This window comes from Nocardia panacis (assembly GCF_003598715.1).
In the GTDB taxonomy this organism is placed as follows: domain Bacteria; phylum Actinomycetota; class Actinomycetes; order Mycobacteriales; family Mycobacteriaceae; genus Nocardia; species Nocardia panacis.
In genome coordinates this window covers 1,001,834-1,025,575 of sequence record NZ_QZFU01000016.1, presented here as the reverse complement: position 1 = coordinate 1,025,575, position 23,742 = coordinate 1,001,834, and the positions used below count along the sequence as shown (strand labels likewise).

Here is a 23,742-nt window from a genome sequence, read left to right as displayed (position 1 = left end):
TTCGAGCAGATCACTGCCATGATGGATCACGATGCCTGCCGATGACCAAGCCCCGTCGCCCGAACCCGGTGCGCGCCCGCCCCTGTCCGGTCGCGCGCGTGGCACCCATCTGTCCGCGCCGCACCTGCGCTGGGGTCTGCTGGCCGTGGCCGGGGGCGCGGTGGTCGCCGCCCTGGTCACGCTGTTCGTCACCGGATTCAAGAACGACAAGGGACTCGAGGTGCACAACCCGGCCGCCCCCGGCTCCACGGTGCTGGACCGCCAGTTCGGCACCGCCGATCGTGGCGACTGCCTGACCTGGTCCAAACCCGAACGCACCGACCTGACGAAGGTGGCATGCACCGGCAGGCACCTGTTCGAGGTGGCCGCCGATATCGATATGAGCCGATATCCCGGCGTGGAATTCGGCCCCGGCTCGCGCTGGCCGGATTCGCTGCGGCTCACCGAACTCAAAGAGGAGCACTGCATGCCCGCGGTGCAGCAGTACCTCGGTGGCCGCTACGACCCGCGCGGCCGCTATACCGTTGGCCTGATGTACCCCAGCCCGGAGGGTTGGAAGCACGGTGATCGCACCCTGCGCTGCGGGCTGCAATTGCGCGGAGCGGGCGATGCGGCACGGCCATCCACCGGTAGCGCGCTGGATCCGGATCAGTCCAGGGTCTACGACAAAGGCACCTGCCTCGGCATCAACCAGAACCTGCCCACCGATCCGGTCGACTGCGCCCAAGCGCACGCCGTCGAGATCGCGGCCACCGTCGACCTGAGCAAACGCTTCCAGGGTTCGCCCCCGTCCAAGGACGAACAGGACAAGTACGTGGGCGAGGAATGCGCCAAGGCCGCCAACGACTATCTCGGCGCGCCGGACGTCATCCGCAACAAAACCCTCACCCTCTTCTTCGATTTCGTGGACGCGCGCAGTTGGCTGGCGGGAAATCGCAAGCTGGACTGCATGATCGGCAAGGGCGCGGACCGGGAGGGGTTCGCACCCATCACCGGATCGGCGCGGGGCGATATCCAGATCAACGGTCAGGCCCCGGTGCCGCCGCCCAACAACGGCCGCTCCACCCCGACTCCGCTGCCCGGCGCGGCGCCGCTGCCGCCGCAGCCCCAGCCGCGATAATCGAGGCGGTCCAATGCCGGTTGTCATGTCGGAGAGCCGATTCGAGGAATTGGTCGGCGAGGCGCTCGATCTGATCCCGCCGGAGTTGGCGCGCGCCATCGACAATGTGGTCGTGCTGATCGAAGCACGCAATCCGGAGGATCGGCATCTGCTCGGGCTGTATCACGGGGTCGCGCTCACCGAACGCGACAGCCACTACGGCGGCGCGCTGCCGGACACGATCACCATCTATCGGGAGGCCATTCTCGAAATCTGTTCGGCGGAAGCCGAAGTCGTCGAAGAAGTGGCCATCACCGTGCTGCACGAAGTCGCACATTATTTCGGCATTGACGAACAGCGACTGCATCAGTTGGGATGGGGCTAGTCTTTTCGCCGAACCCGGCAGAAGAATTCTGGATTCGATGGAACCGAACGGCTCACCGTCGCGTCCAATCACTCGTAGGGGGAAATCTCGTGGTTCCGCCCCACCGCCGCCACTAGAAGGAGTTCGAGGGACATGGTTGGCAACGTACTGGTCTCACCCGAGGTCATCCTGGCCGCAGCCGCCGAGCTGGACCTGGTCGCCGATCGGCTGGCGGGCATCGCCGCGCTCTCCGGTCCGGCCACGCACGTCGTCCCCTCCGGCATCGACGAGGTGTCGCTGCTGGCGGCGGGCCATTTCAACAATGTGGCAGGCACGCACGACGGCTCGGTCGCGCAGGCCGTCCTCGAGCTGCATCACGCGGCGGCCACACTGCGCGTCCAACTGGCCGAGTATCTGGCCCAGGACACGGTCCGCGCGGCCACCATCGCCGCCACCACCGCCACCATCTAGCCGCACACCGGTAAGCACAGCAGGGGAGAAGAAAGATGACAGCAGGAGCTACCGGGGTGTTCTGGCTGCCCCGCATGGCAGAGGGCAATTCCGCCACGCTGAATACGGGCGCGCACGCCGTGCCGATCTACGCGGCCAGCACCGCGTGGGGTGCGCTCACCGGCGCCTGGATCGATGCGACGGCCACCGTGGCGCGCGTCATCGCCGAGGTCGGCGTCGGCCTCGAGGGCCTGAACGGTCTCGCGGTGCTCGGCAAACTGGGCGGGTTCACCGGCTGGGCCGAGCAGCAGGGCGTCCAGGCCGCCACGATGGCCGCCAAGACCTTCACCAATGCCAACGCCTACACCATCGCCTCCATCGCCATGCCCAATGTCGCGGAGATCGCCGTCGCCGACGGCGCGCGGGTGGCGGCCTACTCCACCGGCGGCGTGCTCAACGGCTCCGCCGAGGCGGCCGAGGCCGCGAAGGCCGCACTCGATCTGCGCGCGGCCATGACGATGGAAACCTACGAGGCGGCCACCACCGCCACGGTCGCCACCCCCACCGATTTCATCCAGCCGCCCACCATCGCGGCCGGTGCGGGCCGGGCCGACGCGCCGCCCCCGCCGCAGGCCCAGGCCGACCCGATCCAGGCGGCCATCTCCGCCGCGGGCGCGTTCATCAACAATCCGGCCGTCGCGAGCATCGCCACCCAGGCGGCCAATGTCGTCGGCTCGCTGGCCACCACCGGTGTCAGCACCGTGGGCACGGCGGCGAGCAGCGCGCTGTCGGCGGCCACCAGCATGGCCGCCGCGCCCGCCATGAGCGCCGCTGCCCCCGCCACCATGACCCTCATGGGAGGTGGGATGGCCGCGGGTGTCGCCGCGGTCGCCGGTGGCTCCACCCGGACCGCGGCTTCGGTGAGCGTCGGCTCGCTCAAACTCCCCGCAGGTTGGGGCGCCGGTGCGGGCGCGCCCGCGGCGGGCGCGGCCCCCGGCAGCCCCGAAAGCGACAACCCGGCCGTGGCGCGGGTCGAGATGCGTCAGCCGAATGCCTCGGCTCCCGGCAACCCGCTGCTGGGCCGCCAGGTGCACGAGGAGCAGGAGGCGGAATCCCTGCACAAGACCCCGGGGTACCTGCGCGGCGACAACTTCACCGATGGTCGCTGCACGGCCGACGGAGTCATCGGCGGCGATCCGGCGGGACCCGCTAAGTGACAATCCTCGGTGCGGGCCGCGGCCCGTCCATGCTCGCGGCGGTGACGCTGTCGCTAGACGAGATGCAGTACGTCCTGGAGACGCTGGAGATCGACGAGTTGCCCGTGGTTCTCGATGCCCGCGGCCGCTACGACAATGTCGCCGACCACGACAGGGCGATGGCCGCGGCCGCCGCATCCCTCGTCGAGCGGGATCTCCTGCTCGACGGGGCGGTGCACCGCGAACTGGAGGAGCGGCTGCGCGCCCTCTACCGCCCGCACTGGGTCCTCGCGCTGCGGCTGCACGTCCAGGGGCAGGTCAGTCGCATGTGCCTGGCCAAGGGCGATGAGGTGATGGCCCTCGCCCTGCGCGGTCCGGAGTCCTACGTCATCGACGAGGTCGAGGACGATCTGCCCGCCCCGTTCGTCACGGCCCTGGGTCCGGCCGAACCGCTCGAACTCACCGGACTCAACGCGCCCACCGAACTGCTGGTCCCGATCTTCGACGACGCGGGCGATGCGGCGGCCACCACCGCGCGGCTCACCGAGGTCGGCAATCCGCCCCGCGACGCCCCGGTCATCGCCTCGGCCATGGTGCACTGCACCTCGCACGCGGAGATCGTCGGCGTCGTCTACGGCGACGGCACCCGCGAGGTCACCGATAATCACCTCGCCGTCTTCGACACCCGCAACGGCCGATTCCTGGCCACCGCAACCACTTCGGACGACGGGGTCAAGTGGACGTCGTTCAGCAGTGGCACCACCGCGCGACTGCGCACCGCCATCCAGGACCTGATCACCGGATTGCCGCTGCGTGAGGAGTTCCCGCGCAAACCCGAGGGCTACTAAACCGACAGATCCCAGTGGGCGCCGCCGAGCGGCCCTGCGCCACAGCCGATTCGGCTCAACCCATGGGGTCGTCGGCGACGGCCGAAACCGGATACCCGAATGGGGGCGTGTAGCGCCCCCATCGGGTGCATTCCCATCCGCCGTCGGCGAGCGGGGTCAGCTCGATGGTGTCGGTGTTGTCCAGGTGGTTGTTCGTCGCGAAGAGCAGCGGCACACCGGTGAGGATGCGCGACACCAGACGCATGGCGGCCCCGTGGTTCACCAGCACCACATCGCCGCCCGCACCGGACAGGCACTCCTCGCGCAGCCTGCCAAGCACGGGCAGGAAGCGGCTCAGCACCTCGTACCCGGATTCACCGCGCGGGGCCCGCGTCCACAGCTCCCCGGCATGCCACGAGCGATAGATCCGCTGGAAGTCGGTGTGCGCCGCAGGCGTGCCCAACCCTTCCAAAGCACCCACCTGCACCTCGTGCACGTCGGCCAGCACCTGTGCGGGGACGCCGGTGGCCGCCTCGATGAAGCCCGCGGTCTGTCGGGCGCGCAATGCCGTCGAGCAGAACAGCGCGGCGGGTGCGGCGGCGAGACCCGCGCCAAAGGTTTTCGCCTGTGCCGCACCGCGTTCGGTCAGGGGTAGGCCGGGCAGCCTGGTGTCCAGGATCTTGGCCACATTGCCTTCGGTCTCGCCGTGTCGGACCAGAACCAATCTGCCGCCCATCACGCGCGCACCCTTCGAGGTCTGTTCACAGGTCCGCCACCCCCGCGCGCAATCGGGTCAGCCATTCGGCGTGCGGTTCGTCGTCGGGCGGCGGGGTGCCGGTGGGCGCGGATGCCGGCCAGGAGCCCAGGAAACGGACATGGCAGGTGCGATGCAGCGCCTTGAGCGCCTCGGAAACGGCGGTGTCCTCGATATGGCCGACGCAGTCCAGATAGAAGCGGTATGTTCCGAAACCCGTTCGGGTGGGCCGTGATTCGATCCTGGTGAGATCGATGGACCTGGTGGCGAATTCGGCGAACGCGCGCATGAGCGAACCGGGCTCATTGGACAGTTCCAGCACGATGGAGGTGCGATCGGCACCGGTCGGGGCCGGGGCCGGCCTCGGCTTGGTCACCAGGACGAAGCGGGTGACAGCGTCCTCGTGGTCGGCGACCCCGGCCGCCAGGGTCGCCAGCTCCAGCCGCGCCCCGGCCAGCGCGGTGGAGACCGCGGCGTCGGCCCGACCCGCCGCCACATCCTCGGCGGCCGCCGCATTCGAGGCCGAGACGTAGGGCCGCGCCTCGGGCATGATGCGCGCCACCCACTCCCGCACCTGCGCCGCCGCCACCGGATAGGCCGCGAGCGTGCGGACCGCGTCGAGGCTGGTGCCCGGCCGAGCCAGAATGGTGAACCGGACATCGAGCTCCGTCTCGGCGATTATCTGCAGGCGCGGCCCCACCGCCAGCGAATCCAGTGTGGCCGGAATCGATCCCTCCACCGAACTCTCGATCGGCACCACCGCACCGTCCACCGCACCGGACCGGATCAGATCCAGCGCGGCGCCCTGACTGGGCGCGGCGATCCGCTCGACGGGTCCGTCGAAGACGGCCGCGACTTCCAGGTCGGCGAGGGCCATCTCGGTGAAGGTTCCGGACGGACCGAAGTAGGCGATACGGGGCACGCCTACGACACTACTTGCGCGATATCCCTGATCCCGGCCATCGCGACTTCCCAACCACAGTGGCGTTTCTTGCCGACCTCGGCGGTGTCGCGACCGAATCGCGGTGGCGTTCGGCGAATACCGGCAAGGGAGATCAGCGCGAGTTCAGCGGTGCGAGTGCCGAGGCCACCGTCTCGGGGGCGCCGGTTTCCACTGCGAGCAGAACCGCGCGCGTCGCCTCGATGGCGGACGGTTTGAGACCGCGCAGGAAAACGAGATCCGGATCCCGCAGCGCCCGACGGATATCCTCGCCGCACAGCGCCGCGACGGTGCCCGCGACTATGGCCAGCGCCGACCCGCCGCTGTCCGTTCGGGCCACGAAACCCGTCTCGGCGTGCACGATCTCGGCCAGGAAGTCGGCTATCGCGGACTCCGACATTCGATCGAGTTCCAGCGCCTCGGCCGCGCCGATCCCCCGGATCAGTCCTTCGGTCAGGCTCCGCCGCGCGGGCGGTCCCAGCGAGATCATGACCGGTTCCCGCGCCGCGCTGTCCACCATCAGCCCACCGTATCCCGTGTGCACCGCAGGCAGGCCGGGTGGGATGGGATCCGGTTGTTGGAAACCCTTGCCAATGTTCGGTCGGTCACTTAGCTTAGGTTAACCTAATTTCGAGGGGACCCGAGATTTCGATCGGGTCAGTCGCTCACCACTCCGGAGGTTCGTATGCCGAGTCCCGCTTCGACCGTCGCACCGTCCGCCGCCGAGCGGGTGCACAGCGCGTGCGCACATGCCGAGCAGGCGGTGCTGGCCATGCCCGGTATCGATCCGACACCCACCTCGGTCCACGTCATCCGACATCGCGGCGACGCGGTCATCGCCGTCCCCACCGCCTCCATGGCCGCGGTCCTGGCCGGTCGTTCCGGAGAAACGGGCGCACCCGCAGTACTGGAACTCACCGACCACGCACCACTGCCGCTGCGCGAGCCGGTGCGCGCGCTCGTGTGGTTGCGGGGATGGGTACGCGCGGTGCCGGAAGGCGCCCAGCGAGCCTTGGCGGGCGAGGTCGCCGGAGTCCATCCGCATCCGGTGCTGCTCGATGTCGGGCACGGCGCGACCCTGCTGCGGCTGGTCATCGATTCGGCGGTGGTCGCCGACGCCACCGGCGCCGATTCGGTCGGCACCGAAGATCTCCGACAGGCCGAAGCCGACCCGTTCTGCGTCATGGAATCGGCTTGGCTGCAACACATGTCGGCCGATCACGCGGACGTGGTCGCACAGTTGGCGCGCCACCTGCCCACTCGGCTGCGACACGGAGTCGTCCACCCACTGGCCATCGACCGCTACGGACTCACCTTGCGCATCGAGGGGATGGACACCGACCACGACTACCGAATCCCTTTCAGCGCACCGGTCACCGATGTCGAGTCGCTTAGTCGCGCGGTACGCACGTTGGCGGGGTGCCCGTTTCTGAATGGTCTGCGGCGGATCTAGTTGGCCGTATCCCCGGCATTCCGTCCACTAACCGGGTACCGCGCTAGAACTCACCCGACCACGTGCGCACCAACCGTTGCCCGACGGGGCGCGGTGATGGTGCCGATCGCTATGGGGATTCGCGTCAAAACCTGTGGCGCGCTGGTTCAGGAGGCGCCGGCTGTGTTTGATTGGCCGCGCTTCGCGCGGCTGTTCGCGGCCTTTTGGTCTCGCGTTCGAGCGGCCGAGACTCGCGCCTGCGGCGCATGCGCTTCGGCCGCTCGAACACGAGACGGCCGCGAACGTCGCTCGTAAGACTCGCTCCCGAGAGGTTGAGGGGTGCTTGAATGTGGCTGGGCGCCGGGTTAGGGATGCGAGTATGTGGCCGGGCGCGGGGTTGGGGATGCGAGTATGTGGCCGGGTGCCGGGTTGGGGATACGGGAATGTGGCCAAGGTCTGGATTGAGATGCGGTAAGTGGCCGGGCGCCAGGTTGGGCACTGGAGGATTGGGCCGGGTGGCGGGCGGCCGTTGGGTGGGTGCGGGTAGCGGCACCGCATAGATTCGAGTCATGCACCAAGCCCCTGATCTGTCGGCGCGCGAGCGGGTCTCGTTGCGAGTCGAGATCGCCATTATTCTGCTGGTCACTTTCGGGCTCAGTGGGGTGAATGCGGCGCTGTCGCTGCTCGACAGTGCGCTGCGACCGGGCGGTGTCGGTGGGCAGACGGTGGCGCTCAATCCCTCGCGGGCGGCGCAGTCGCTGATCGATCTGCTGTTCCAACTGACGAGCGCGCTGCGGCTGGTGGCTTGGGCGGCGCTCGGTCTTTATCTGTTGTGGCGCAGTGGAATCGGACCGCGGATGATCGGGCTGGCGCGGATTCGGTTTCGGGATGGTTGGCATGGCTCGGTTTTGGCGGCGGTCATTGGTCTGCCGGGGCTGGCGCTGTATCTGGTCGCGCACGCGTTGCATGTCAGCGTCACAATCGTGCCCAGTTCGCTGGGCGACCATTGGTGGCGACTGCCCGCCCTGATCATCGCGTCGGCGGCGAATGCGGTCGCCGAAGAGATCGTGGTGGTGGGCTACCTCATCACCAGACTGCGCAGGCTCGGCTGGTCGGAGAATTCATCATTGCCGGCTTCGGCCCTTCTGCGCGGCAGCTACCACCTGTATCAGGGGCTGGGCGGTGGTATCGGGAATGTGGTGATGGGCCTGGTCTTCGGACGCTACTGGCAGCGGACGAATCGACTGTGGCCGCTGATTGTGGCGCACACCACCATCGATGCGGTCGCCTACATCGGCTATACCGTTCTGCGCGGCCACGTCTCGTGGTTGCCATAGCGCAAAGCGGCTGCGCAGAGCCGGTTTCGTGAAGGTATCCGGCCCGGACAAGTAGAGTTTTCAGGATGAACGGCGACGACCCGAATGCGCGGACGCGCCGGGTGCCGCCACCCCGAGGCCGCCCCGGCGAACAGCGGGAAAATCAGCGCCCGCCGGAGCGGCGGATCGAACCAACCCAGGTGATGCGGCGCGACGGTCAAACCTATCGACCACCGCTGGCCTGGTCGCAGTCGCAGGACAATGCCCAGAAGAATAGGGGGGCACCGCCGAATTCGCCCGGTCCCCGGCACAATCCAGCCGCCCCGCACAACCCGAATCGCGACCGAGCAGCCACTCGGCAGCCGAGGCAGCACAGCGCGCCGCCGCGCCGCACCCCGCAACCACTGCCTGGAAAGCGCAGGTCCGAACCGCCGCGGCGCCGCCGCAAACTCCACCTATTCCGCTGGTCGCTCGCCTTGGTGCTGGTTCTGGTGATCGCCGTCATCGGCATGATCGTCAAACTGGATACCTCGCTGAATCGCATTCCGGCCCTGACCAACTATCCGGGCCGCCTCGGCGACACCCCCGGCACCAACTGGCTGCTCACCGGATCGGACGGCCGCGAGGGCCTGACCCCCGAACAGGAGCGCGAACTGTCCACCGGCGGCGATGTCGGTCCGGAACGCAGCGACACCATCATGCTGGTGCATCTGCCGAGGTCCGGCCCGGCCACGCTGATCAGCCTGCCCCGCGACTCGTATGTGAGCATCCCCGGTCACGGCAAGGACAAACTCAATGCCGCCTTCGCCTTCGGGGGTCCCGCGCTGCTGGCGCAGACCGTCGAACAGGCCACCGGCGTGCACATCGACCACTACGCGGGCATTGGTTTCGGCGGTTTCGCGACCATGGTCGACACCCTCGGCGGAATCGACCTGTGTCTGGAACAACCGATCAACGATCCGCTGGCCGGGATCAACCTGCCCGCGGGCTGTCAGCGACTCAACGGTCCGCAGGCGTTGGGTTTCGTGCGCAGCCGCGCCACCCCGCGCGCCGATATCGACCGCATCCAGCATCAGCGCATGTTCATGGCCGCGCTGCTGAAGAAGGCGACCGGCGCGGGTGTGCTGGCCAATCCGTTCACGCTGTGGCCGCTGGTCAGCGATACCGCCAAAACGATGAGGGTCGACAATGGCGACCACATCTGGGATCTGGCGAGTCTGGCCCGGGCGCTGCGCGGCGACCTGGTCACCACCACGGTGCCGATCGGCGGCTTCGCCGACACCGATTCCGGCAATGTATTGCTCTGGGACAAACAAAAGGCCGCGAACTTCTTCGACGACCTCGCGAATGATCGCCCCATCCCCGAGGACCTGCTGACTCGGTGATTCCGACCGGAATTATTAGGCAACACTAGCCTCAATAAGGTTGCACTTGGATGACATGCGGGCCTGACCAGCGATATTGTCGCAGTATGTCCAGCCACCCGGAAGCCCCGCACAGCAAATTCCACAGCCTGCTGCACGACCAGATCAGGCACGAATTCAATGCCGAACATCAGTACATTGCCATGGCGGTGTGGTTCGACAATGCTGATCTGCCGCAACTGGCTCGGCGCTTCTACAACCAGGCGGTCGAGGAGCGCAATCACGCGATGATGATCGTGCAGTATTTCGTCGATCGGGATATGAACGTCGAATTCACCGGCATCGATCTGCCCGAGTCGAAATTCGAGAATGCCCGCGAAGCCATTTCCATGGCCCTCGCACAGGAGAAGGCGGTCACCGATCAGATCGTCCAACTGGCGAGCACCGCCCGCGAGGAGGGCGATTACCTCGGCGAGCAGTTCATGCAGTGGTTCCTGAAGGAGCAGGTCGAGGAGGTCGCCAATATGTCCACCCTGCTCAATATCGCCGATCGCGCCGGCGCGAATCTGTTCGATCTGGAGGATTTCATCGCCCGCGAAATGGGCGGCCCGGCCGATACTTCGGGCGCACCTGCCGCCGCGGGCGGCGTACTGCCCTCCTAGCCCGGTCTCGAAGCAGAACTGCGGTAGGTCCGAAATAGCCGGACCTACCGCAGTTTTCGCGTATGCGAAGTATCGGGCATTTACTCAGCAAATAGCGAACTCAGCGCAGAGTGACCTGACGCGAACGCAACCCGTCGCGCGAGCGGCGCTCGTCCGAGGACAGCGGCGCATCCGAGGCCAGCGCCTCGGCCAGCCGCACCCCGAATTCCATGGCGGGTTTGATCCATTCGTCGGCGTGGCGCTCCCGATCCAGGTCGAAGACGGGCACCAGCACACCGTGCGTACGGAAGGAGCCCGCGAAGCGCGAACCCTCGCCGAGTCCCAATCCGCCTGCGGCGTGCACGCGGGCCAGGGCCAGCATCAGCGCGTCCTCCGATTCCGGGCGCACCCAGCGCAGATGCGCCTTCTCACCGGCATCGACCCACCAGGGCGCGCCGATCGCGTCCGGCCCGACGGCCAACCGCGCCGACGGCATGATCGCCTGCCTGGCCTGCTCGATGGTGGCGGCCACCTGCGGATCGGGTTCCACCCCGGCGGGCACCCACCAGTCGAAATCCTGGTGCACGGTGATGTCGAGGTCCGCGCCGGGATCGATGACCTCGGTCAGGCGCGGACCTCCCGCCACCGCCGCCGGATCGCTGAGCGAATCGCCCGGCTCGGCGGACTGGGTCCACAGGATGGACGCGGCCAGGTCGGCCGAGGGATCCGCGCCGCGGTACTGGACCTGCGCGCCGACATAGCCGGTCGGCTCGTCACCCGCCCGCACCAGCGCGGCCACCGCGCCGGGCAGTACGGTGCCCAGCACCACCGGACGTTCCGCGCCCGCACCCGCGACCAGTTTCAGGGTCGCGGTGGCCGACGGCACGAACTCCTGCAGGGCCACCAGGTCGCATTCGGCGGCGAGACCCTCGAACGGGCGCGTGACGGCCTGTGCCGCCTGCTCCAGCGCCGCCCGCCGTTCGGCCAGGCGCTGGGCCCGGTTGCCACCGGGCTTCGGACTATTCCGCTTGCTTTTACCCACGGAGGAAAAACCTACAGGGTGTGGCGACGCCCACCCCGCAGGCACGGCCTCGGATCAGACGGCTGTCAGCAGGGCCTTGGTGCGACCGGGATGGTTGGTGGCCACCCAGCCGACCCCGAGGTCGGCGCACAGGCGCACATCATCGGGGTCGTCGACTGTCCAGCAGTAGGTGGCCCGGCCCGCCGCGGCCGCCTTATCGACCAGGTCGGGATGTTCGCGCAGCGTCTTCACCGAGGGGCCGACCGCTGTCGCGCCCACCGTGGTGGCGGCGCTGCCACCGAGGTAGCGGGAGGACTCGCCGAGCAGCACCGTCGGCAGCAGCGGCGCGGCGCGGCGAATGCGCCAGACCGCGGTGGCCGCGAAGGACATGACCACCGCGCGCGAATGATCGGCCGAGGCCGGGGTGGCGATGCCGAATCGCTGCAATTCGGCGAGCAGTTTGTTCTCCACCAGTGCGCCGTAGCGCACCGGATGTTTGGTCTCGATGAACAGCTTGGTCGGCCTGCTGCGCCAATCCAGCACCAGGGTGATCAGCTCGCTGAGGGTGAGCACCGCGGCGGGTGCGCCGTCGACGCCGAAATCGAGTTCGCGCAGTTCGTCCAGCGTCATCTCGCTGACCAGGCCGGTGCCCGACGAGGTGCGGTCCACGGTGCGGTCGTGCACGCAGACGAGGTGACCGTCGCGGGTCAGGCGGATATCGCATTCGACGCCGTCGGCACCCTCCTCCAGCGCCAACTCGTAGGCGGCGAGCGTGTGCTCCGGCCGCGCCGCCGAGGCGCCTCGGTGCGCGACGACGAACGGTGCCCGACTGTCCTGGCTCACTTGGCCACAACCTCCTCGTATTCCCGGATATCCACGACCGCGCGCTGTGCCGTGTCCTGCTGCGCCCCGGTGCCTGCCGTGCCGGCTTCATCCCGTGCCCGCACGGCGCCTTCCGCCCCCTGCGGCAGCGCGTTCGCCGATGCCGGACGCACCGGCGCGATCACCGGCTGCGCGGGATCGACGGCGACGACCCAGCGGTGCGCGATCCGCTCCCGACCGCGCAGGTCGCGACCCTCCATGAGCCGCATGACCCACAGCGTCAGCACCGCCATACCCGCCGCGGCCAGGTCGGTGTACATGGCCGCCAGGACGCCATCGGCCTTGGCCTGCAGGGAATCCGCGAGATGCCACAGCGCCGCGACCGCGGCGAGCAGCGCGCCGCCCACCCACCCGGCCCACCAGATCCGCACCGCGCGCAGCGCGTGCGGCTCCGGGCGCGGACCGAGCGTCTCGATGAGGAAGACGCCGGGCCACACCAGATTGACCACGGGCACAAGACATCCCAAGGCCAGTGCCCAGACCGGCCGGGGATCGCGGCCGCCGCGCGCACCGAAGGCCCGCTCCCGCATCGCGATCAGCCAACCGAGCGCACCCAGCGCGGCGAACAACCCGCCGACCAGCGCGACGGCCGCCGCCGCGATCACGAAATAGTCCGAGAGGGCGAGCACGAGCGGATCGATCAGCCGGGTTCGGTTGTGCAGCAGGATCGAATACCGCAGCAGCTCGGCGAGCGCGGCGACTCCGAAGGCGACGGCCGCCGCCACCAGCAACCCGCTCGACCGCACCTCGAACCGGGCCAGCGGCAAGCGCCGAGCCGCGGCCGCAGCGGGTGGCGTATCGCGCAACCCCCAGCGCGGCATCTCGGCGTAGCTCGGGGTGCCGGTGGCCCGCGCGCCGCCCGATCCGGGACGGCGCGCCCGCTGGTCGGGTCTGCGGGCGACCCAGCGATAGTTGCGCCGCTCCGGCGGCGCATCGATGGGCGCGGGCGAGAGCAGCACACCCCGGCAGCGGGGACACCAGTGCTGCGGGGCGCCCTGCACGGCCCACCGCGCACCGCAGCGCGCACACGGCTGCACGACCGTACTCACCGCGCCTCCTCGTCAGTAGATCTTGGGCGGCTGCTCGCCGTCGCCGACCAGTGGACGGCCCGCGTGCTGCCAGGCCACCATGCCGCCGCGCACCTGGATGACGTCGTAACCGATATGGGCGAGGTATTCGGCCACCTGCAGGGAGCGCCCGCCCTGACGGCAGATGACGTAGAGCTCGGTGTCGTAGTCCAATTCCTCGGTGCGGGACGGGATATCGACCATCGGGATATGGATCGCGCCCGGCGCGTGACCGAGCCGCCACTCGTCGTCCTCGCGCACGTCGAGCAGGGTGGCCCGCACGGCGGGATCGGGGCGATCGAATTCGACGGGGACGTCTTCGATCGGCACCGAGGGAACTTCGGAGCTCGTCACGGTTCGATCCTGCCATGGTTGCGGCCGGACCGGCATCGGGCGGCTTCCGTTGTGGATATCGGCGGCGCCCGCTGTGGATATCTCGGTCGAAGTTATCCACATATCCACAGCCTGATCCACAGGCGCGGGCACCGGATCGTCGACGAATAGCCGAGGGGCGAACGACCGATCCGAGACTCCCCTCCTAGCCATCCCGGAGCGGTCCTTCGCCCCTGACCTCGAATCTCGCCTGAGGCGGACTCGATAACTACTTGGACGTAGGGATCCCGCGATCGGTTCCACAAAAAAACGAGAACACTAGCGAAAAAATGAAATACCGGGTTCCGGGGGGTGTTCTCGGTAGCCTGACGCTATGAACGTGAGCAGGGGGCTACTCAACGGAATGGACACCACCGGCCTCAACACCGCACTGGCCGAGGCGATCTGCCTCGGTCTGGAGGTGGATGAACCCGGCCGCCGACTACTGCTCGACCTGGAGGTGCTGCGGCTCGGCCCGGATCGGTCGCTCCCCGAGACCACACAGGTCCGGCTGACCTTCACCGGCGTCAGCCGGGTCGCGGCCTCACTGCGCATCCAGAAGTGGGACGACGTCGACCCCCGAGTGTTGGCACTGACGCTCGACGGCTTGGCCGATGCCATCCACAGCTTCGGCGGCGGCAGGTTGCACGGCTGGGAATTCATCGACCTGGACGACAGCGGTTGGGATCTGTGGAGCGAACTGCTCAGCTTCGACACGCTCATCGATCAGCGCGTCTCCGCGCACGTACTGGAGTTCTCCCAGGAGGAGGGCATCGATCCGCGCGAACTCGATGTGCGCGTCTGGTTCGACAATATGACCATCGAGCACATCGACGGCCGCCAGATCCCGCTGCCGAATTTCATCGCCGACGGCGTGCGCTGGTGGCGCGCGCACGACAAGGGCGATCCGCGGATGCTGCAACCAGGTATCCCGCCCTCGCTCTGAGCGGCAACGAGGCCGCACAGGGAAATACCGCGCATCCGCCGAGCGAGTGCGCGGTATTTCCCTGTGGAATGCGGTTTTCCGGCCTCTCAGGCTCCCAGGCCCACCGGGCAACTCACGCCGGTGGCGTGCACCGGGCAGTAGCCGCCGGGATTCTTGGCCAGGTACTGCTGGTGGTAGCCCTCGGCGTAATAGAAGGTCGAAACATCGGGCAGGGGCAGGATTTCGGTGGTGATGGCTCCGTAACCGGCCGCGTTCAGCCGCTCGCCGTAGGCCGCCATGGTGTCGCGCGCGATCCGGGCCTCGTCGGTGTCGAGCGGGAAGATCGCCGAACGGTACTGGGTGCCGCGATCGTTGCCTTGGCGCATGCCCTGGGTGGGGTCGTGATTCTCCCAGAAGTGCCGCAGCACGCCCGCGTAGTCGATGACGGTGGGATCGAAGACCACCAGCACCGCCTCGGTGTGCCCGGTGCGTCCGCTGCACACCTCCTCGTAGCTGGGGTTCGGGGTGAAGCCGCCGACGTAGCCGACGGCGGTGGTGTACACGCCGTCGAGTTCCCAGAAACCCTTCTCCGCGCCCCAGAAACAGCCCATCGCGACAATGGCCGTCCGCAGCCCAGAGGGGAATGGCGGGTGGATGGGATGTCCGTTGACATAGTGTGTTTCGGGTGTCACCAAGGGCTCGGCCCGACCGGGCAGCGCCTGCTCGGGCGAGACCATGGCCGGTTCCGGCAGGCGCACCCGCCCTACTAGCTCGTCGTACCACGACATGATTCGATGCTACGCGTACGGTATCGGCCCGCCCCACCGCCGTGGCATGGTCCACATCCGACCCGCATCCCGGAATGCGGGGGTGTACGGCCCGGTTGGTACCGATCGGGTGTACGAATGATGGCCTGCCCGCCCGCGATTGAGGGTGGACAGGCCCGACATAGGAAGGGACATCGTGGCTGAGTACACGCTGCCAGATCTGGATTACGACTACAGCGCCCTGGAACCGCATATCTCCGGGCAGATCAACGAACTCCATCATTCCAAGCACCACGCCGCCTACGTCGCGGGCGCGAACGCCGCGCTGGAGAAGTTGGCCGCAGCCCGCGAATCCGGCGATCACGCCGCCATCTTCCTGAACGAGAAGAACCTGGCTTTCCACCTCGGCGGTCACGTCAACCACTCGATCTGGTGGAAGAACCTGTCCCCCAACGGCGGCGACAAGCCGGTCGGCGAGTTGGCCGCGGCCATCGACGACCAGTTCGGCTCCTTCGACAAGTTCCGTGCGCAGTTCACCGCGGCGGCCAATGGTCTGCAGGGTTCGGGTTGGGCGGTGCTCGGCTACGACACCCTGGGTCAGAAGCTGCTGACCTTCCAGCTGTACGACCAGCAGGCCAATGTGCCGCTGGGTATCGTGCCGCTGCTGCAGGTCGATATGTGGGAGCACGCCTTCTACCTGCAGTACAAGAATGTCAAGGCCGACTATGTGACCGCGTTCTGGAATGTGGTCAACTGGGCCGATGTTCAGGATCGTTTCGCCCGCGCCGTCGGCCAGGCCAAGGGCCTGATCTTCGGGTAGTACATCCGCCAGAGGAGCCCTCGGAGACCTAAAGGTGTCCGAGGGCTCCTTTTTCGTTGTCCAATTAGCACTCTTTGGTACTTGTGTGCCAGGTGATTCGTGGCGCATATTCGGGAATCCACAGTTCAGCGGACGGGCAAGACCGCCCCCGGTTCTGCACGGGAGGCACCATGAATGGACCGATCGGTATCACACCGTTCCATTCCCGCGGTCTGCTGCGGGGATTCATCATCTCCGGCCGATGGCCGGACACCACCAAGGAATGGGCGCAGGTCCTGGTGCTCGCCGTCAGAGTGGCGACCCTGCCGGGGCTGCTGGTCACCTCGACGGTTTTCGGGGTGCGCGAGGAGCTACCGGACGATCCGCGGCCGGGCACGGTCGGCCTGGTGCTGGCCGAGGGGCCGGTGCTGGGCGCCGAGGCGGTCGCGCCGGGCCGCTTCGCCGATCACGTGCCGCCCGCGCTGCTCATGCTGCATCCACCGTCGGAGACCAGGCCATCGCTGCCCGAATGCGCCGGTGCGGCCTCCGGCTGCGTCTTGCTGCCGGGCGTTCCGCATCTGGGATTGGAGCATCGAGCGGCCTGGGTCGAGGCGGAATCGGACGGAACGATCACCTCGCTGGTGAGCCGGGTCGGCCTCGATCCGATCAGCGATCCCGATACCGCCGTGCTGGCCATGCTGCTGGCCGCCTGATCGCCACGCGGACCGGCTGCCGTCACGTGGCTCTGCCGGTCGGACCGACCCCAGCCCTGTCGCGACGACCCTGCCCTGTCGCGACGACTCGGCCCTGTCGCATGCGCCCGGCTCGCCATATCGGCGCGGCCGGGCGGGCGAAATCGGGCGATCCGCAGGCCCGCACGCTGCCGTGACGGGTCACCGAAAACTCCCGGCCGGATTGCCAAACTTATTGTGCCCATTGTGATTTCGCATTCGACGTGTTGGCGCGATGCGGTTCGGGCGGGTAGAGTCGGCAGCAGCGAAGGGGAGTAGCCCCCAATCACGCAGTCGACATACTGATCCACCGCCCGGCGGGGATCCGGCGGCGTGAACCGAATGTTCTTCGGTGGGCGAGACCTTCGGCCCGAACAACCCCGATGGTTGTCGGCCGGAGGCTTTTCCGAACTCCGGCAGACAGGCCGAAGACTCAGGAGCGCCCCCATGATCGCCACCGTCCTGCTGACAGTCGGCATCGTCTTCCTCGCCGAATTCGGCGACAAATCCCAGCTCATGGCCTTGACCTTCACGATGCGCTACCGCTGGTGGGTGGTGTTGGCCGCGATCGCGACCTCCTCGGCGCTGGTGCATCTGCTCTCGGTGGGCGTCGGCTATTTCCTCGGCGCGGCGCTGCCGACCAGGGCCATCGAACTGCTCGCGGCGCTGACCTTCCTCGGCGTCGGTTTGTGGGCGCTGCGCGAACACCTCGGCGGCGGCTCCGAGGACGAGGACGCGCCGGCGCGCACACGTACCAGGATCCCGCCTTTCTTCGTGGTGCTCTCGGCGTTCCTGCTGGCCGAACTCGGTGATCGCACCATGTTCGCGGCGGCGGCGCTGGCCACCGACTACGACTGGGTCGCGGTGTGGATCGGCTCCACGATCGGCATGGTGCTCGCCGACGCGCTGGCCATGGCGATCGGACTGTTGATCGGCAAGCATCTGCCCGAACATGTCATCGGGATCGGGTCGGGTCTGCTGTTCCTCTACTTCGGCGCGGCCTCGCTGCTCACGGCCGCCGCGCCGGGACTGTCCGGCCCCGCGGTGGCGGGTCTGGCGCTGCTCGCTCCCGCGGTCGCGGGCGCGGTCATGCTGAGGCTGCGGGCGCGCCGAACGTCCCGTACAGATCTCCGCTGCGACGCAGCAGATCCAGCAGCGGTGCCCGCAGGGCCGGTAGACCTTCCGGATCGCCTGCCGCGATCCGAGCGGTGACCATCGCGCCGAGCCCCGCCGCCAGCGTTCGACAGGCGAAGCGCTGCGGTTCCGATCGCGCGCCGAGCACCTGGCACACCAGGTCGACGAAGGATTCCTGGAGTTCGGCGCGCCGGGCTACCGCCGTGGCGCCGACCGCGTAGACCTCGACCAGGAACAGCCGGGCGTAGGCGGGTTCGGCGATGAGTCCGTCGAGGTACGCGGCGAGGAGTCGATCGATCCGGTCGAGTGGGACGGCTACGGCTTCGGTGGCCATGCCCGCCGCCGCGAGATGCCCGAGCATGAGTCCCACCGCCCGCTCGTAGGCGGCATCGAAGCAGTCCTCCTTGGACCGGAACTGCTCGTAGAAGGTCTCCCTGGAGACACCCGCCCGCTTGAGGACGGCCGCGACCGATGTTCCGGCATAGCCGTTCTCGGTCATGGCCGCGGCCATGGCGTCGAGGATGCGCTCGCGCTGCGAAGCGATCACCTGCTCGCGCGGCAGACCGTGTCTGCCGCGCGGGAGTTGGCGAGTGGTGGCACCCGATTCGGTCATGCGCTGCTCCGTGTTGTCCAGGCTCGGCTCGGCCGGAGTTGTTCGGACCCGGCGTGGGTTGTTCAGGCTAATCCGGCTCGGGGTATTCGGCTCGCCGCGGCGTGGGCTGCCTCGGCTTTCAGGTCGGCCGCCGCGTGCGGTGTGGTCGCGGCGGCTGGTCGGTGGTGCAGGGCGGCTGCTCGACCCTGGCGATCTCCATGGCGTGCGCCACGCCGCGGCGCAGCGAATAGTCGACGAGGCGCTGCACGAGTGGGCGCAGCGGCAGCGCCATGGCGACCCACCACGGCGAGACGGTCCGGCGGCGGCGGCGGGCGATGGCCCGTTCCAGCCCGTCGATGGCGGGGCCGAGCGGTGCGACGCCGGAGACGGTGTCGCGGCCGAGGATGGCGCGGGCGGCGGCGGTGTCGAAACCTCGGGCGGTCATATCGGTGTCGAGTTCGGCGAAGTAGGCGATGCCGACCCGCGCGCCGGTGTGGCGGATCTCGGCGCGCACGGTGTTGCCGAGTGCTTCCGCGGCCGCCTTGGACGCGCTGTAGGCGCCCGCGAGCGGTAGGTGGACGGCGGCGGCGAGCGAGCAGATGATCAGCGCGTAGCCCTCGGCATGTCCGATGTGCGGACCCGCCGCGCGCAGCGTGTAGTAGACGCCGAGCACATTGACCGCCAAGGTCTCCTCCATGACCTGCGGGTCGCCACCGATGAGCGGAAGTTGCCGGGCCACACCGGCATTGGCCACCACCGCGTCCAGTCCGCCGAGTTCGTCGACGAGGGTGGCGATCACCCGGTCGACCTGGGCGGGATCGGCGATATCGCAGTAGCGCCACGGCGCGTCGCCGCAGTCGGCGGCCACCTCGGCGAGCAGTTCCGGTTCCAGACCGAGCAGGGCCACTCGAGCCCCGCCCGCATGCAATTGCCGGGCCAGTGCCGCGCCGATCCCCCGCGCTGCCCCGGTGATCAGAATCTTGCGCCCGCCGACCGACGCGCGGGAGAACAGCCTCATAGCAGCAAGGTACCACCGATGAACATGGGTGTTCGCAAATAACTTTCCGAAGGAAGCCACGAATTGAAATGATCCGCGAATTCGGTTGTCGGTGAATAGATTTCGACCGCGGACCGGACAAACCTCGCGCACGCGCCGCGCACTCGAGCCGGATCGGATGAGCGGGTGCGGTGATCGGGGTCGCAGCACGCACCGGCTAGGGTGCAATTGACGAAAGGCCAACTGGCTGTCACGAACGAGAGGACCACCGTGGAGATTTCCGGTTCCGCCGCCATTGTCACCGGAGCGGCATCCGGCCTGGGTGCCGCCACCGCCAAGCGTCTCGCCGATCAGGGGGCCACCGTCTTCGGCCTCGACGTGCCGCAGTCCATCGAGCGGGCGGGCGAGAACGTCCCCGCCGGGGTCACCCTCATCGCCGCCGACGTCACCAGCAATGACGAGGTCGCCGCGGCCATCACCAAGGTGGTCGAATCCGGTGTGCCGCTGCGCATCGTGGTCAACTGCGCGGGCGTCGGCTGGGCCGGACGCATCCTGTCCAAGAACGGCCCGCACGATCTGGAACTGTTCCGCACCGTCATCACCGTGAACTTGCTCGGCAGCTTCAATGTCATGCGACTGGCGGCCGATGCCATCGCCAAGACCGATCCGGTGGACGACTACGGCCAGCGCGGCGTGGTCATCAACACCGCGTCGGTGGCCGCGTTCGAGGGCCAGATCGGCCAGATCGCCTACTCCGCCTCCAAGGGCGGTGTGCACGGTATGACCGTGCCCGCCGCGCGCGACCTGGCCCAGTTCGGCATCCGGGTCAACACCATCGCCCCCGGCATCATCGACACCCCGATGCTGGCGGGCGTCACCGAGGAATACCGCAAGGGCCTCGAGGCGGGCGTGCCGTTCCCGTCGCGCCTGGGTCGCCCCGACGAGTACGCGCAGTTGGCGCAGTACATCGTCGAGCACGACTACCTCAATGGCGAGACCATCCGCATGGATGGCGCGCTGCGCATGGCGCCGCGCTAGTCGAGTCCGCAGCGCTACCGACAGCGAGGAGGCCGCCCCGAGCAGTGCTCGGGGCGGCCTTCGTGGGTTACCGCGGCCCGAAGCCGAGCGACGGCGACCATGTCATTCCCGCCGATGGCCGACACCCATCAGGGCCGTGGTCGACAGCGGATGGTGCGGGCGATAGTTCTCGAGCAGGTACGCGCGCATGACCTCGGTCCGCTCGGCCCAGCGCCGCTCGCCCAAATCGCGGCGCAGCACCCTCATCGGCGCGCTGCTGCGCACCAGGGTGTCGAACATGGCCGCGCCATCCGGGAAGGTCAGCGCCGTCGAATGCCGCTGGATGGAGATGGCCGCGAATCCGGCCGCCCGCATCTCCGATTCGAAGACCTCGGGATTCTCCAGGCTCAGATAGTTCGGATTCGGTTCGTGCACAGCGGGATCGGCCGCGTGGCAGGCGCCGAACAGCATGCGCATGAGCGGCGATTCCAGCACCGGCGCCCAACTCGACACCACGGCCACCCCGCCGGGCCGCAGCACCCGGAACATCTCGGCGAAACCCTTGGCGCGCCGGGGAAAGAACATCAGCCCGAACATGGAGAAGGCCGCGTCGAATCGCTCGTCGGCGTAGGGCAGGGCCTGTCCGTCGCCCACCTGCGCGGTGATATTCGACAGCCCGGCCGCGCTCGCGGCCTTGTCCAACCGCTCGACCATGGCCGCGGAGAAGTCGACGGCCTGCACCTCGGCCACCTCCGGCGCGGCGAGCAGGCTCAGGACGCCGGTGCCCGCCGCCACGTCGACAATGCGCGAATCCGGTGTCGGCGCGGCGAATTCGAGGGCGCGTGCCGAGAATGGCTGCATGATTGCCGGAGCGAATTCGGCATAGCCGTCGGCCACCTGATCCCAGATCTCGGCGCGGGCGAGCGGATTTGCGAACATGTGCTGACGATCCTTTCGACCGCCCAAGGCTAACCGCATCCCGCAGCGGGGAATGCCGAACCTGCACGAATCGCCCTGCGCCCATTCACATTCCGACTGGTCTGTACCGAAATCGGCGGCGGTGCGGGCCGATTGCCACACCGCCGCCGTCGGACTCACACCGTGCGGGTGAGCCGATCGGTGAGAATGTGCGCGAAGTGTGCCGGATCCTTCAACTCGCCGCCCTCGGCCAACACCGCGGTGCCGAAGAGCAGTTCGGCCGTCTCCGACAACTCGGTCGCCGATCCGGCCTCGGCCGCGTCCTTATCGCCCGCGTAGGCATCGCGCAGCCCGGTCACCAGCGGATGGGTCGGGTTGAGCTCCAGGATCCGCTTGGACTCCGGCAGCGCCTGCCCCGAGGCCCGATACATCCGCTCCAACTGCGGGGAGAAATCGAAGACATCGCCGACCAGGCAGGCGGGCGAGGTGGTGAGCCGAGAGGTCAGGCGCACCTCCTTGACCTCGGCATCCAAAGTCTTACCCAGCCAGCCCAGGACCTCGGCGAAATCCTTGTCCTGCTGTTCGCGCAGGGCCTCGGACTCCTTCTTCTCCTCCTCGGTCTCCAGGTCGACCTCGCCCTTGGCGATGGACTGGAACGGCTTGCCCTCGAATTCGGGAACCGAACCCACCCACATCTCGTCGACCGGTTCGGTGAGGATCAGCACCTCGCGGCCCTTGGCCCGGAATGCCTCCAGATGCGGCGAGGATTCGATCTGCTGGCGGCTCTCGCCGGTCATGTAGTAGATCTTGTCCTGACCCTCGGGCATCCGCGCCACGTACTGTGCGAGCGTGGTCGACTCCGCCTCGGAATCGGTCGAGGCGAAAGAGGACACCTGGAGCAGGGTTTCGCGATTGTCGAAATCCGACAGCAGGCCCTCCTTGAGGACGCGGCCGAACTCCTTCCAGAAGGTCTGGTAGCCGGTCTGGTCCTCGTTGCCCTGCAGGTCCTTGATGGTCGAAAGCACCTTGCGCACAAGGCGCTTGCGGATCATCTGGATCTGCCGATCCTGCTGCAGGATCTCGCGTGAGACATTGAGCGAGAGATCCTGCGCGTCCACCACACCCTTGACGAAGCGCAGATACTCCGGCATCAGCTCCTCGCAGTTGTCCATGATGAACACCCGCTTGACGTAGAGCTGCACACCGCGCTTGTGCTCGCGCATGAACAGGTCGAACGGCGCGGAGGTCGGAATGAACAGCAGCGCTTGATATTCGAAGGTGCCCTCGGCCTTGAGCGGGATGATCTCGAGCGGATCGTCCCAGGCGTGGCTGACGTGCCGGTAGAACTCCCGGTACTCCTCGTCGGTGACCTCGCTGCGCGGACGAGTCCACAGCGCCTTCATGGAGTTGAGGGTCTGCTCCTCGAGGACCGTCGTCTCCTTCTGGTCCTCGCCCTCGCCCTCGGTGACCGTGCGCGCCACCTGCATGCGCACCGGCCAGGCGATGAAATCGGAGTACTTCTTGACGATCTCGCGGAGCTTCCACTCCTTGGTGTAGTCGAAGAGGTGATCCTCCTCGTCGGCGGGCTTGAGCTCCAGGGTCACCGAAGTGCCCTGCGGCGCCTCGTCCAACTCCTCGATGGCGTAGGTGGAGCTGCCCGCGGCCGCCTCCCAGCGGGTGCCGCTGGTCTCCCCCGCGCGGCGGGTCCTCAGCGTGACCTTGTCGGCCACCATGAAGGTGGAATAGAAGCCGATGCCGAATTGGCCGATCAGCTCCTCGGCGGCGGCCTCGGATTTGGCCTCGTTCAATTGCTTGCGCAGCTCGGCGGTGCCGGATTTGGCGAGAGTGCCGATCAGATCGACGACCTCGGCGCGCGACATCCCGATGCCGTTGTCCCGGACCGTCAGGATCCGCCTGTCTTCGTCGACCTCCAGTTCGATGTGCAGATCGGAGGTGTCGACGTGCAGATCCTTGTCACGGAAGGATTCCAGCCGCAGTTTGTCCAGTGCGTCGGAGGCATTCGAGATCAGCTCCCGCAGGAACGTGTCCTTATTGGAGTAGACCGAATGGATCATCAGCTCGAGCAGCTGATGCGTCTCCGCCTGAAACTCGAGTTGTTCGACATGCTCTGTCACGT

25 protein-coding genes and 1 pseudogene are annotated in these 23,742 nt (G+C 67.9%); 14 read left to right on the top strand and 12 right to left on the bottom strand.

The features are described from left to right. The first annotated feature begins 31 nt into the window (after positions 1 to 31). The 5 genes from D5S18_RS12920 (at position 32) to D5S18_RS12900 (ending at position 3,957) form a co-directional block, all read left to right on the top strand. Entirely contained in the window at positions 32 to 1,120 is a 1,089-nt protein-coding gene (locus D5S18_RS12920) for a septum formation family protein (protein ID WP_120040237.1), read from the top strand. Positions 1,121 to 1,133: 13 nt separating this feature from the next. Continuing rightward, a complete protein-coding gene (locus D5S18_RS12915) occupies positions 1,134 to 1,484 on the top strand; it encodes a metallopeptidase family protein (protein ID WP_120040234.1) in 351 nt (116 codons plus the stop codon). A 132-nt stretch (positions 1,485 to 1,616) separates the two neighbouring features. Continuing rightward, the gene (locus D5S18_RS12910; RefSeq protein ID WP_120040231.1) at positions 1,617 to 1,934 is read left to right on the top strand and encodes a PE family protein; all 318 of its coding nucleotides are present in this window, start codon (positions 1,617 to 1,619) and stop codon (positions 1,932 to 1,934) included. Between the two features lie 35 nt (positions 1,935 to 1,969). Beyond that, the gene (locus tag D5S18_RS12905) at positions 1,970 to 3,130 is read left to right on the top strand and encodes a PPE domain-containing protein (protein ID WP_120040228.1); all 1,161 of its coding nucleotides are present in this window, start codon (positions 1,970 to 1,972) and stop codon (positions 3,128 to 3,130) included. Then, positions 3,127 to 3,957 carry an ESX secretion-associated protein EspG gene (locus D5S18_RS12900; RefSeq protein ID WP_120040226.1) on the top strand — a complete coding sequence of 277 codons (831 nt, stop codon included), beginning with the start codon at positions 3,127 to 3,129 and terminating at the stop codon, positions 3,955 to 3,957. The genes D5S18_RS12905 and D5S18_RS12900 overlap by 4 nt, the downstream gene beginning before the upstream one ends. A 55-nt stretch (positions 3,958 to 4,012) precedes the next feature. Here D5S18_RS12900 and D5S18_RS12895 read toward each other — a convergent pair whose 3' ends face one another. From D5S18_RS12895 to D5S18_RS12885, 3 genes are all read right to left on the bottom strand, one after another. After that, positions 4,013 to 4,672 carry a histidine phosphatase family protein gene (locus D5S18_RS12895; RefSeq protein ID WP_120040224.1) on the bottom strand — a complete coding sequence of 220 codons (660 nt, stop codon included), beginning with the start codon at positions 4,670 to 4,672 and terminating at the stop codon, positions 4,013 to 4,015. Positions 4,673 to 4,697: 25 nt separating this feature from the next. Beyond that, the gene (gene pheA / locus D5S18_RS12890) at positions 4,698 to 5,612 is read right to left on the bottom strand and encodes a prephenate dehydratase (protein ID WP_120040222.1); all 915 of its coding nucleotides are present in this window, start codon (positions 5,610 to 5,612) and stop codon (positions 4,698 to 4,700) included. 133 nt (positions 5,613 to 5,745) lie between these two features. Continuing rightward, the gene (locus D5S18_RS12885; protein ID WP_120040709.1) at positions 5,746 to 6,150 is read right to left on the bottom strand and encodes a hypothetical protein; all 405 of its coding nucleotides are present in this window, start codon (positions 6,148 to 6,150) and stop codon (positions 5,746 to 5,748) included. A gap of 165 nt (positions 6,151 to 6,315) precedes the next feature. Here D5S18_RS12885 and D5S18_RS12880 point away from each other — a divergent pair, with 165 nt between their 5' ends. From D5S18_RS12880 to D5S18_RS12865, 4 genes are all read left to right on the top strand, one after another. After that, complete coding sequence (locus tag D5S18_RS12880) at positions 6,316 to 7,083, top strand: DUF2470 domain-containing protein (protein ID WP_120040220.1); 768 nt, start codon at positions 6,316 to 6,318, stop codon at positions 7,081 to 7,083. Between the two features lie 548 nt (positions 7,084 to 7,631). Continuing rightward, positions 7,632 to 8,399 carry a CPBP family intramembrane glutamic endopeptidase gene (locus D5S18_RS12875; protein ID WP_120040218.1) on the top strand — a complete coding sequence of 256 codons (768 nt, stop codon included), beginning with the start codon at positions 7,632 to 7,634 and terminating at the stop codon, positions 8,397 to 8,399. A gap of 65 nt (positions 8,400 to 8,464) precedes the next feature. Beyond that, positions 8,465 to 9,763 (top strand): LCP family protein, encoded by a 1,299-nt coding sequence (locus D5S18_RS12870; RefSeq protein ID WP_120040216.1) that lies wholly within the window; start codon positions 8,465 to 8,467, stop codon positions 9,761 to 9,763. Between the two features lie 86 nt (positions 9,764 to 9,849). Continuing rightward, entirely contained in the window at positions 9,850 to 10,404 is a 555-nt protein-coding gene (locus D5S18_RS12865) for a ferritin (protein WP_120040214.1), read from the top strand. A gap of 100 nt (positions 10,405 to 10,504) precedes the next feature. Here D5S18_RS12865 and D5S18_RS12860 read toward each other — a convergent pair whose 3' ends face one another. From D5S18_RS12860 to D5S18_RS12845, 4 genes are read right to left on the bottom strand one after another with little or no spacing between them, the layout of a single operon-like run. Further along, on the bottom strand, positions 10,505 to 11,425 hold the full coding sequence (locus D5S18_RS12860) for a DUF5926 family protein (protein WP_120040212.1): 921 nt from the start codon (positions 11,423 to 11,425) through the stop codon (positions 10,505 to 10,507). Positions 11,426 to 11,479: 54 nt separating this feature from the next. Continuing rightward, positions 11,480 to 12,247: a glycerophosphodiester phosphodiesterase gene (locus tag D5S18_RS12855; RefSeq protein ID WP_120040210.1), complete on the bottom strand. Its 768-nt coding sequence runs from the start codon at positions 12,245 to 12,247 to the stop codon at positions 11,480 to 11,482. After that, on the bottom strand, positions 12,244 to 13,335 hold the full coding sequence (locus tag D5S18_RS12850) for a DUF4328 domain-containing protein (protein WP_120040208.1): 1,092 nt from the start codon (positions 13,333 to 13,335) through the stop codon (positions 12,244 to 12,246). Before D5S18_RS12850 ends, D5S18_RS12855 begins: the two co-directional genes overlap by 4 nt. A 12-nt stretch (positions 13,336 to 13,347) precedes the next feature. Beyond that, the gene (locus tag D5S18_RS12845; RefSeq protein ID WP_203236693.1) at positions 13,348 to 13,707 is read right to left on the bottom strand and encodes a rhodanese-like domain-containing protein; all 360 of its coding nucleotides are present in this window, start codon (positions 13,705 to 13,707) and stop codon (positions 13,348 to 13,350) included. A 352-nt stretch (positions 13,708 to 14,059) separates the two neighbouring features. Between D5S18_RS12845 and D5S18_RS12840 the strand changes: the two genes are divergently transcribed. Further along, on the top strand, positions 14,060 to 14,671 hold the full coding sequence (locus tag D5S18_RS12840) for a hypothetical protein (RefSeq protein WP_120040206.1): 612 nt from the start codon (positions 14,060 to 14,062) through the stop codon (positions 14,669 to 14,671). Positions 14,672 to 14,757: 86 nt separating this feature from the next. Here the strand turns inward: D5S18_RS12840 and msrA are convergent, their stop codons facing one another. After that, complete coding sequence (gene msrA, locus D5S18_RS12835; RefSeq protein ID WP_120040204.1) at positions 14,758 to 15,438, bottom strand: peptide-methionine (S)-S-oxide reductase MsrA; 681 nt, start codon at positions 15,436 to 15,438, stop codon at positions 14,758 to 14,760. A gap of 175 nt (positions 15,439 to 15,613) precedes the next feature. On the opposite strand from msrA, the gene D5S18_RS12830 reads away from it, so the two are divergent. From D5S18_RS12830 to D5S18_RS12820, 3 genes are all read left to right on the top strand, one after another. Beyond that, positions 15,614 to 16,237: a superoxide dismutase gene (locus D5S18_RS12830; RefSeq protein ID WP_120040201.1), complete on the top strand. Its 624-nt coding sequence runs from the start codon at positions 15,614 to 15,616 to the stop codon at positions 16,235 to 16,237. A 170-nt stretch (positions 16,238 to 16,407) separates the two neighbouring features. Beyond that, a complete protein-coding gene (locus tag D5S18_RS12825) occupies positions 16,408 to 16,929 on the top strand; it encodes a peptidase (protein WP_120040199.1) in 522 nt (173 codons plus the stop codon). 465 nt (positions 16,930 to 17,394) lie between these two features. Then, positions 17,395 to 18,159: a TMEM165/GDT1 family protein gene (locus D5S18_RS12820; RefSeq protein ID WP_120040197.1), complete on the top strand. Its 765-nt coding sequence runs from the start codon at positions 17,395 to 17,397 to the stop codon at positions 18,157 to 18,159. Between the two features lie 316 nt (positions 18,160 to 18,475). Here the strand turns inward: D5S18_RS12820 and D5S18_RS36115 are convergent. Together D5S18_RS36115 and D5S18_RS12810 are read right to left on the bottom strand one after the other, a co-directional pair. Continuing rightward, a pseudogene (locus D5S18_RS36115) lies at positions 18,476 to 18,592 on the bottom strand (TetR/AcrR family transcriptional regulator); the annotation flags it as partial. Positions 18,593 to 18,812: 220 nt separating this feature from the next. Beyond that, positions 18,813 to 19,691, bottom strand: coding sequence for an SDR family NAD(P)-dependent oxidoreductase (locus tag D5S18_RS12810; protein ID WP_120040195.1), 879 nt, complete (start codon positions 19,689 to 19,691; stop codon positions 18,813 to 18,815). 249 nt (positions 19,692 to 19,940) lie between these two features. Here D5S18_RS12810 and D5S18_RS12805 point away from each other — a divergent pair, with 249 nt between their 5' ends. After that, positions 19,941 to 20,708 carry an SDR family NAD(P)-dependent oxidoreductase gene (locus D5S18_RS12805; protein ID WP_120040704.1) on the top strand — a complete coding sequence of 256 codons (768 nt, stop codon included), beginning with the start codon at positions 19,941 to 19,943 and terminating at the stop codon, positions 20,706 to 20,708. A 102-nt stretch (positions 20,709 to 20,810) separates the two neighbouring features. Here D5S18_RS12805 and D5S18_RS12800 read toward each other — a convergent pair whose 3' ends face one another. Both D5S18_RS12800 and htpG read right to left on the bottom strand, forming a co-directional pair. Continuing rightward, positions 20,811 to 21,626: a class I SAM-dependent methyltransferase gene (locus D5S18_RS12800; RefSeq protein ID WP_120040702.1), complete on the bottom strand. Its 816-nt coding sequence runs from the start codon at positions 21,624 to 21,626 to the stop codon at positions 20,811 to 20,813. A 155-nt stretch (positions 21,627 to 21,781) separates the two neighbouring features. After that, positions 21,782 to 23,740 carry a molecular chaperone HtpG gene (gene htpG / locus D5S18_RS12795; RefSeq protein WP_120040193.1) on the bottom strand — a complete coding sequence of 653 codons (1,959 nt, stop codon included), beginning with the start codon at positions 23,738 to 23,740 and terminating at the stop codon, positions 21,782 to 21,784. Positions 23,741 to 23,742 lie beyond the last annotated feature (2 nt).

What these genes read in the sequence shown, in the direction of transcription:
- D5S18_RS12920 (WP_120040237.1), top strand. Translation starts at nt 32, where the DNA reads ATGCCTGCCGATGACCAAGCCCCGTCGCCCGAACCCGGTGCGCGCCCG.
- D5S18_RS12915 (WP_120040234.1), top strand. Translation starts at nt 1,134, where the DNA reads ATGCCGGTTGTCATGTCGGAGAGCCGATTCGAGGAATTGGTCGGCGAG.
- D5S18_RS12910 (WP_120040231.1), top strand. Translation starts at nt 1,617, where the DNA reads ATGGTTGGCAACGTACTGGTCTCACCCGAGGTCATCCTGGCCGCAGCC.
- D5S18_RS12905 (WP_120040228.1), top strand. Translation starts at nt 1,970, where the DNA reads ATGACAGCAGGAGCTACCGGGGTGTTCTGGCTGCCCCGCATGGCAGAG.
- D5S18_RS12895 (WP_120040224.1), bottom strand. Translation starts at nt 4,672, where the DNA reads ATGGGCGGCAGATTGGTTCTGGTCCGACACGGCGAGACCGAAGGCAAT.
- D5S18_RS12885 (WP_120040709.1), bottom strand. Translation starts at nt 6,150, where the DNA reads ATGGTGGACAGCGCGGCGCGGGAACCGGTCATGATCTCGCTGGGACCG.
- D5S18_RS12880 (WP_120040220.1), top strand. Translation starts at nt 6,316, where the DNA reads ATGCCGAGTCCCGCTTCGACCGTCGCACCGTCCGCCGCCGAGCGGGTG.
- D5S18_RS12875 (WP_120040218.1), top strand. Translation starts at nt 7,632, where the DNA reads ATGCACCAAGCCCCTGATCTGTCGGCGCGCGAGCGGGTCTCGTTGCGA.
- D5S18_RS12870 (WP_120040216.1), top strand. Translation starts at nt 8,465, where the DNA reads ATGAACGGCGACGACCCGAATGCGCGGACGCGCCGGGTGCCGCCACCC.
- D5S18_RS12865 (WP_120040214.1), top strand. Translation starts at nt 9,850, where the DNA reads ATGTCCAGCCACCCGGAAGCCCCGCACAGCAAATTCCACAGCCTGCTG.
- D5S18_RS12840 (WP_120040206.1), top strand. Translation starts at nt 14,060, where the DNA reads ATGAACGTGAGCAGGGGGCTACTCAACGGAATGGACACCACCGGCCTC.
- msrA (WP_120040204.1), bottom strand. Translation starts at nt 15,438, where the DNA reads ATGTCGTGGTACGACGAGCTAGTAGGGCGGGTGCGCCTGCCGGAACCG.
- D5S18_RS12825 (WP_120040199.1), top strand. Translation starts at nt 16,408, where the DNA reads ATGAATGGACCGATCGGTATCACACCGTTCCATTCCCGCGGTCTGCTG.
- D5S18_RS12820 (WP_120040197.1), top strand. Translation starts at nt 17,395, where the DNA reads ATGATCGCCACCGTCCTGCTGACAGTCGGCATCGTCTTCCTCGCCGAA.
- D5S18_RS12810 (WP_120040195.1), bottom strand. Translation starts at nt 19,691, where the DNA reads ATGAGGCTGTTCTCCCGCGCGTCGGTCGGCGGGCGCAAGATTCTGATC.
- D5S18_RS12800 (WP_120040702.1), bottom strand. Translation starts at nt 21,626, where the DNA reads ATGTTCGCAAATCCGCTCGCCCGCGCCGAGATCTGGGATCAGGTGGCC.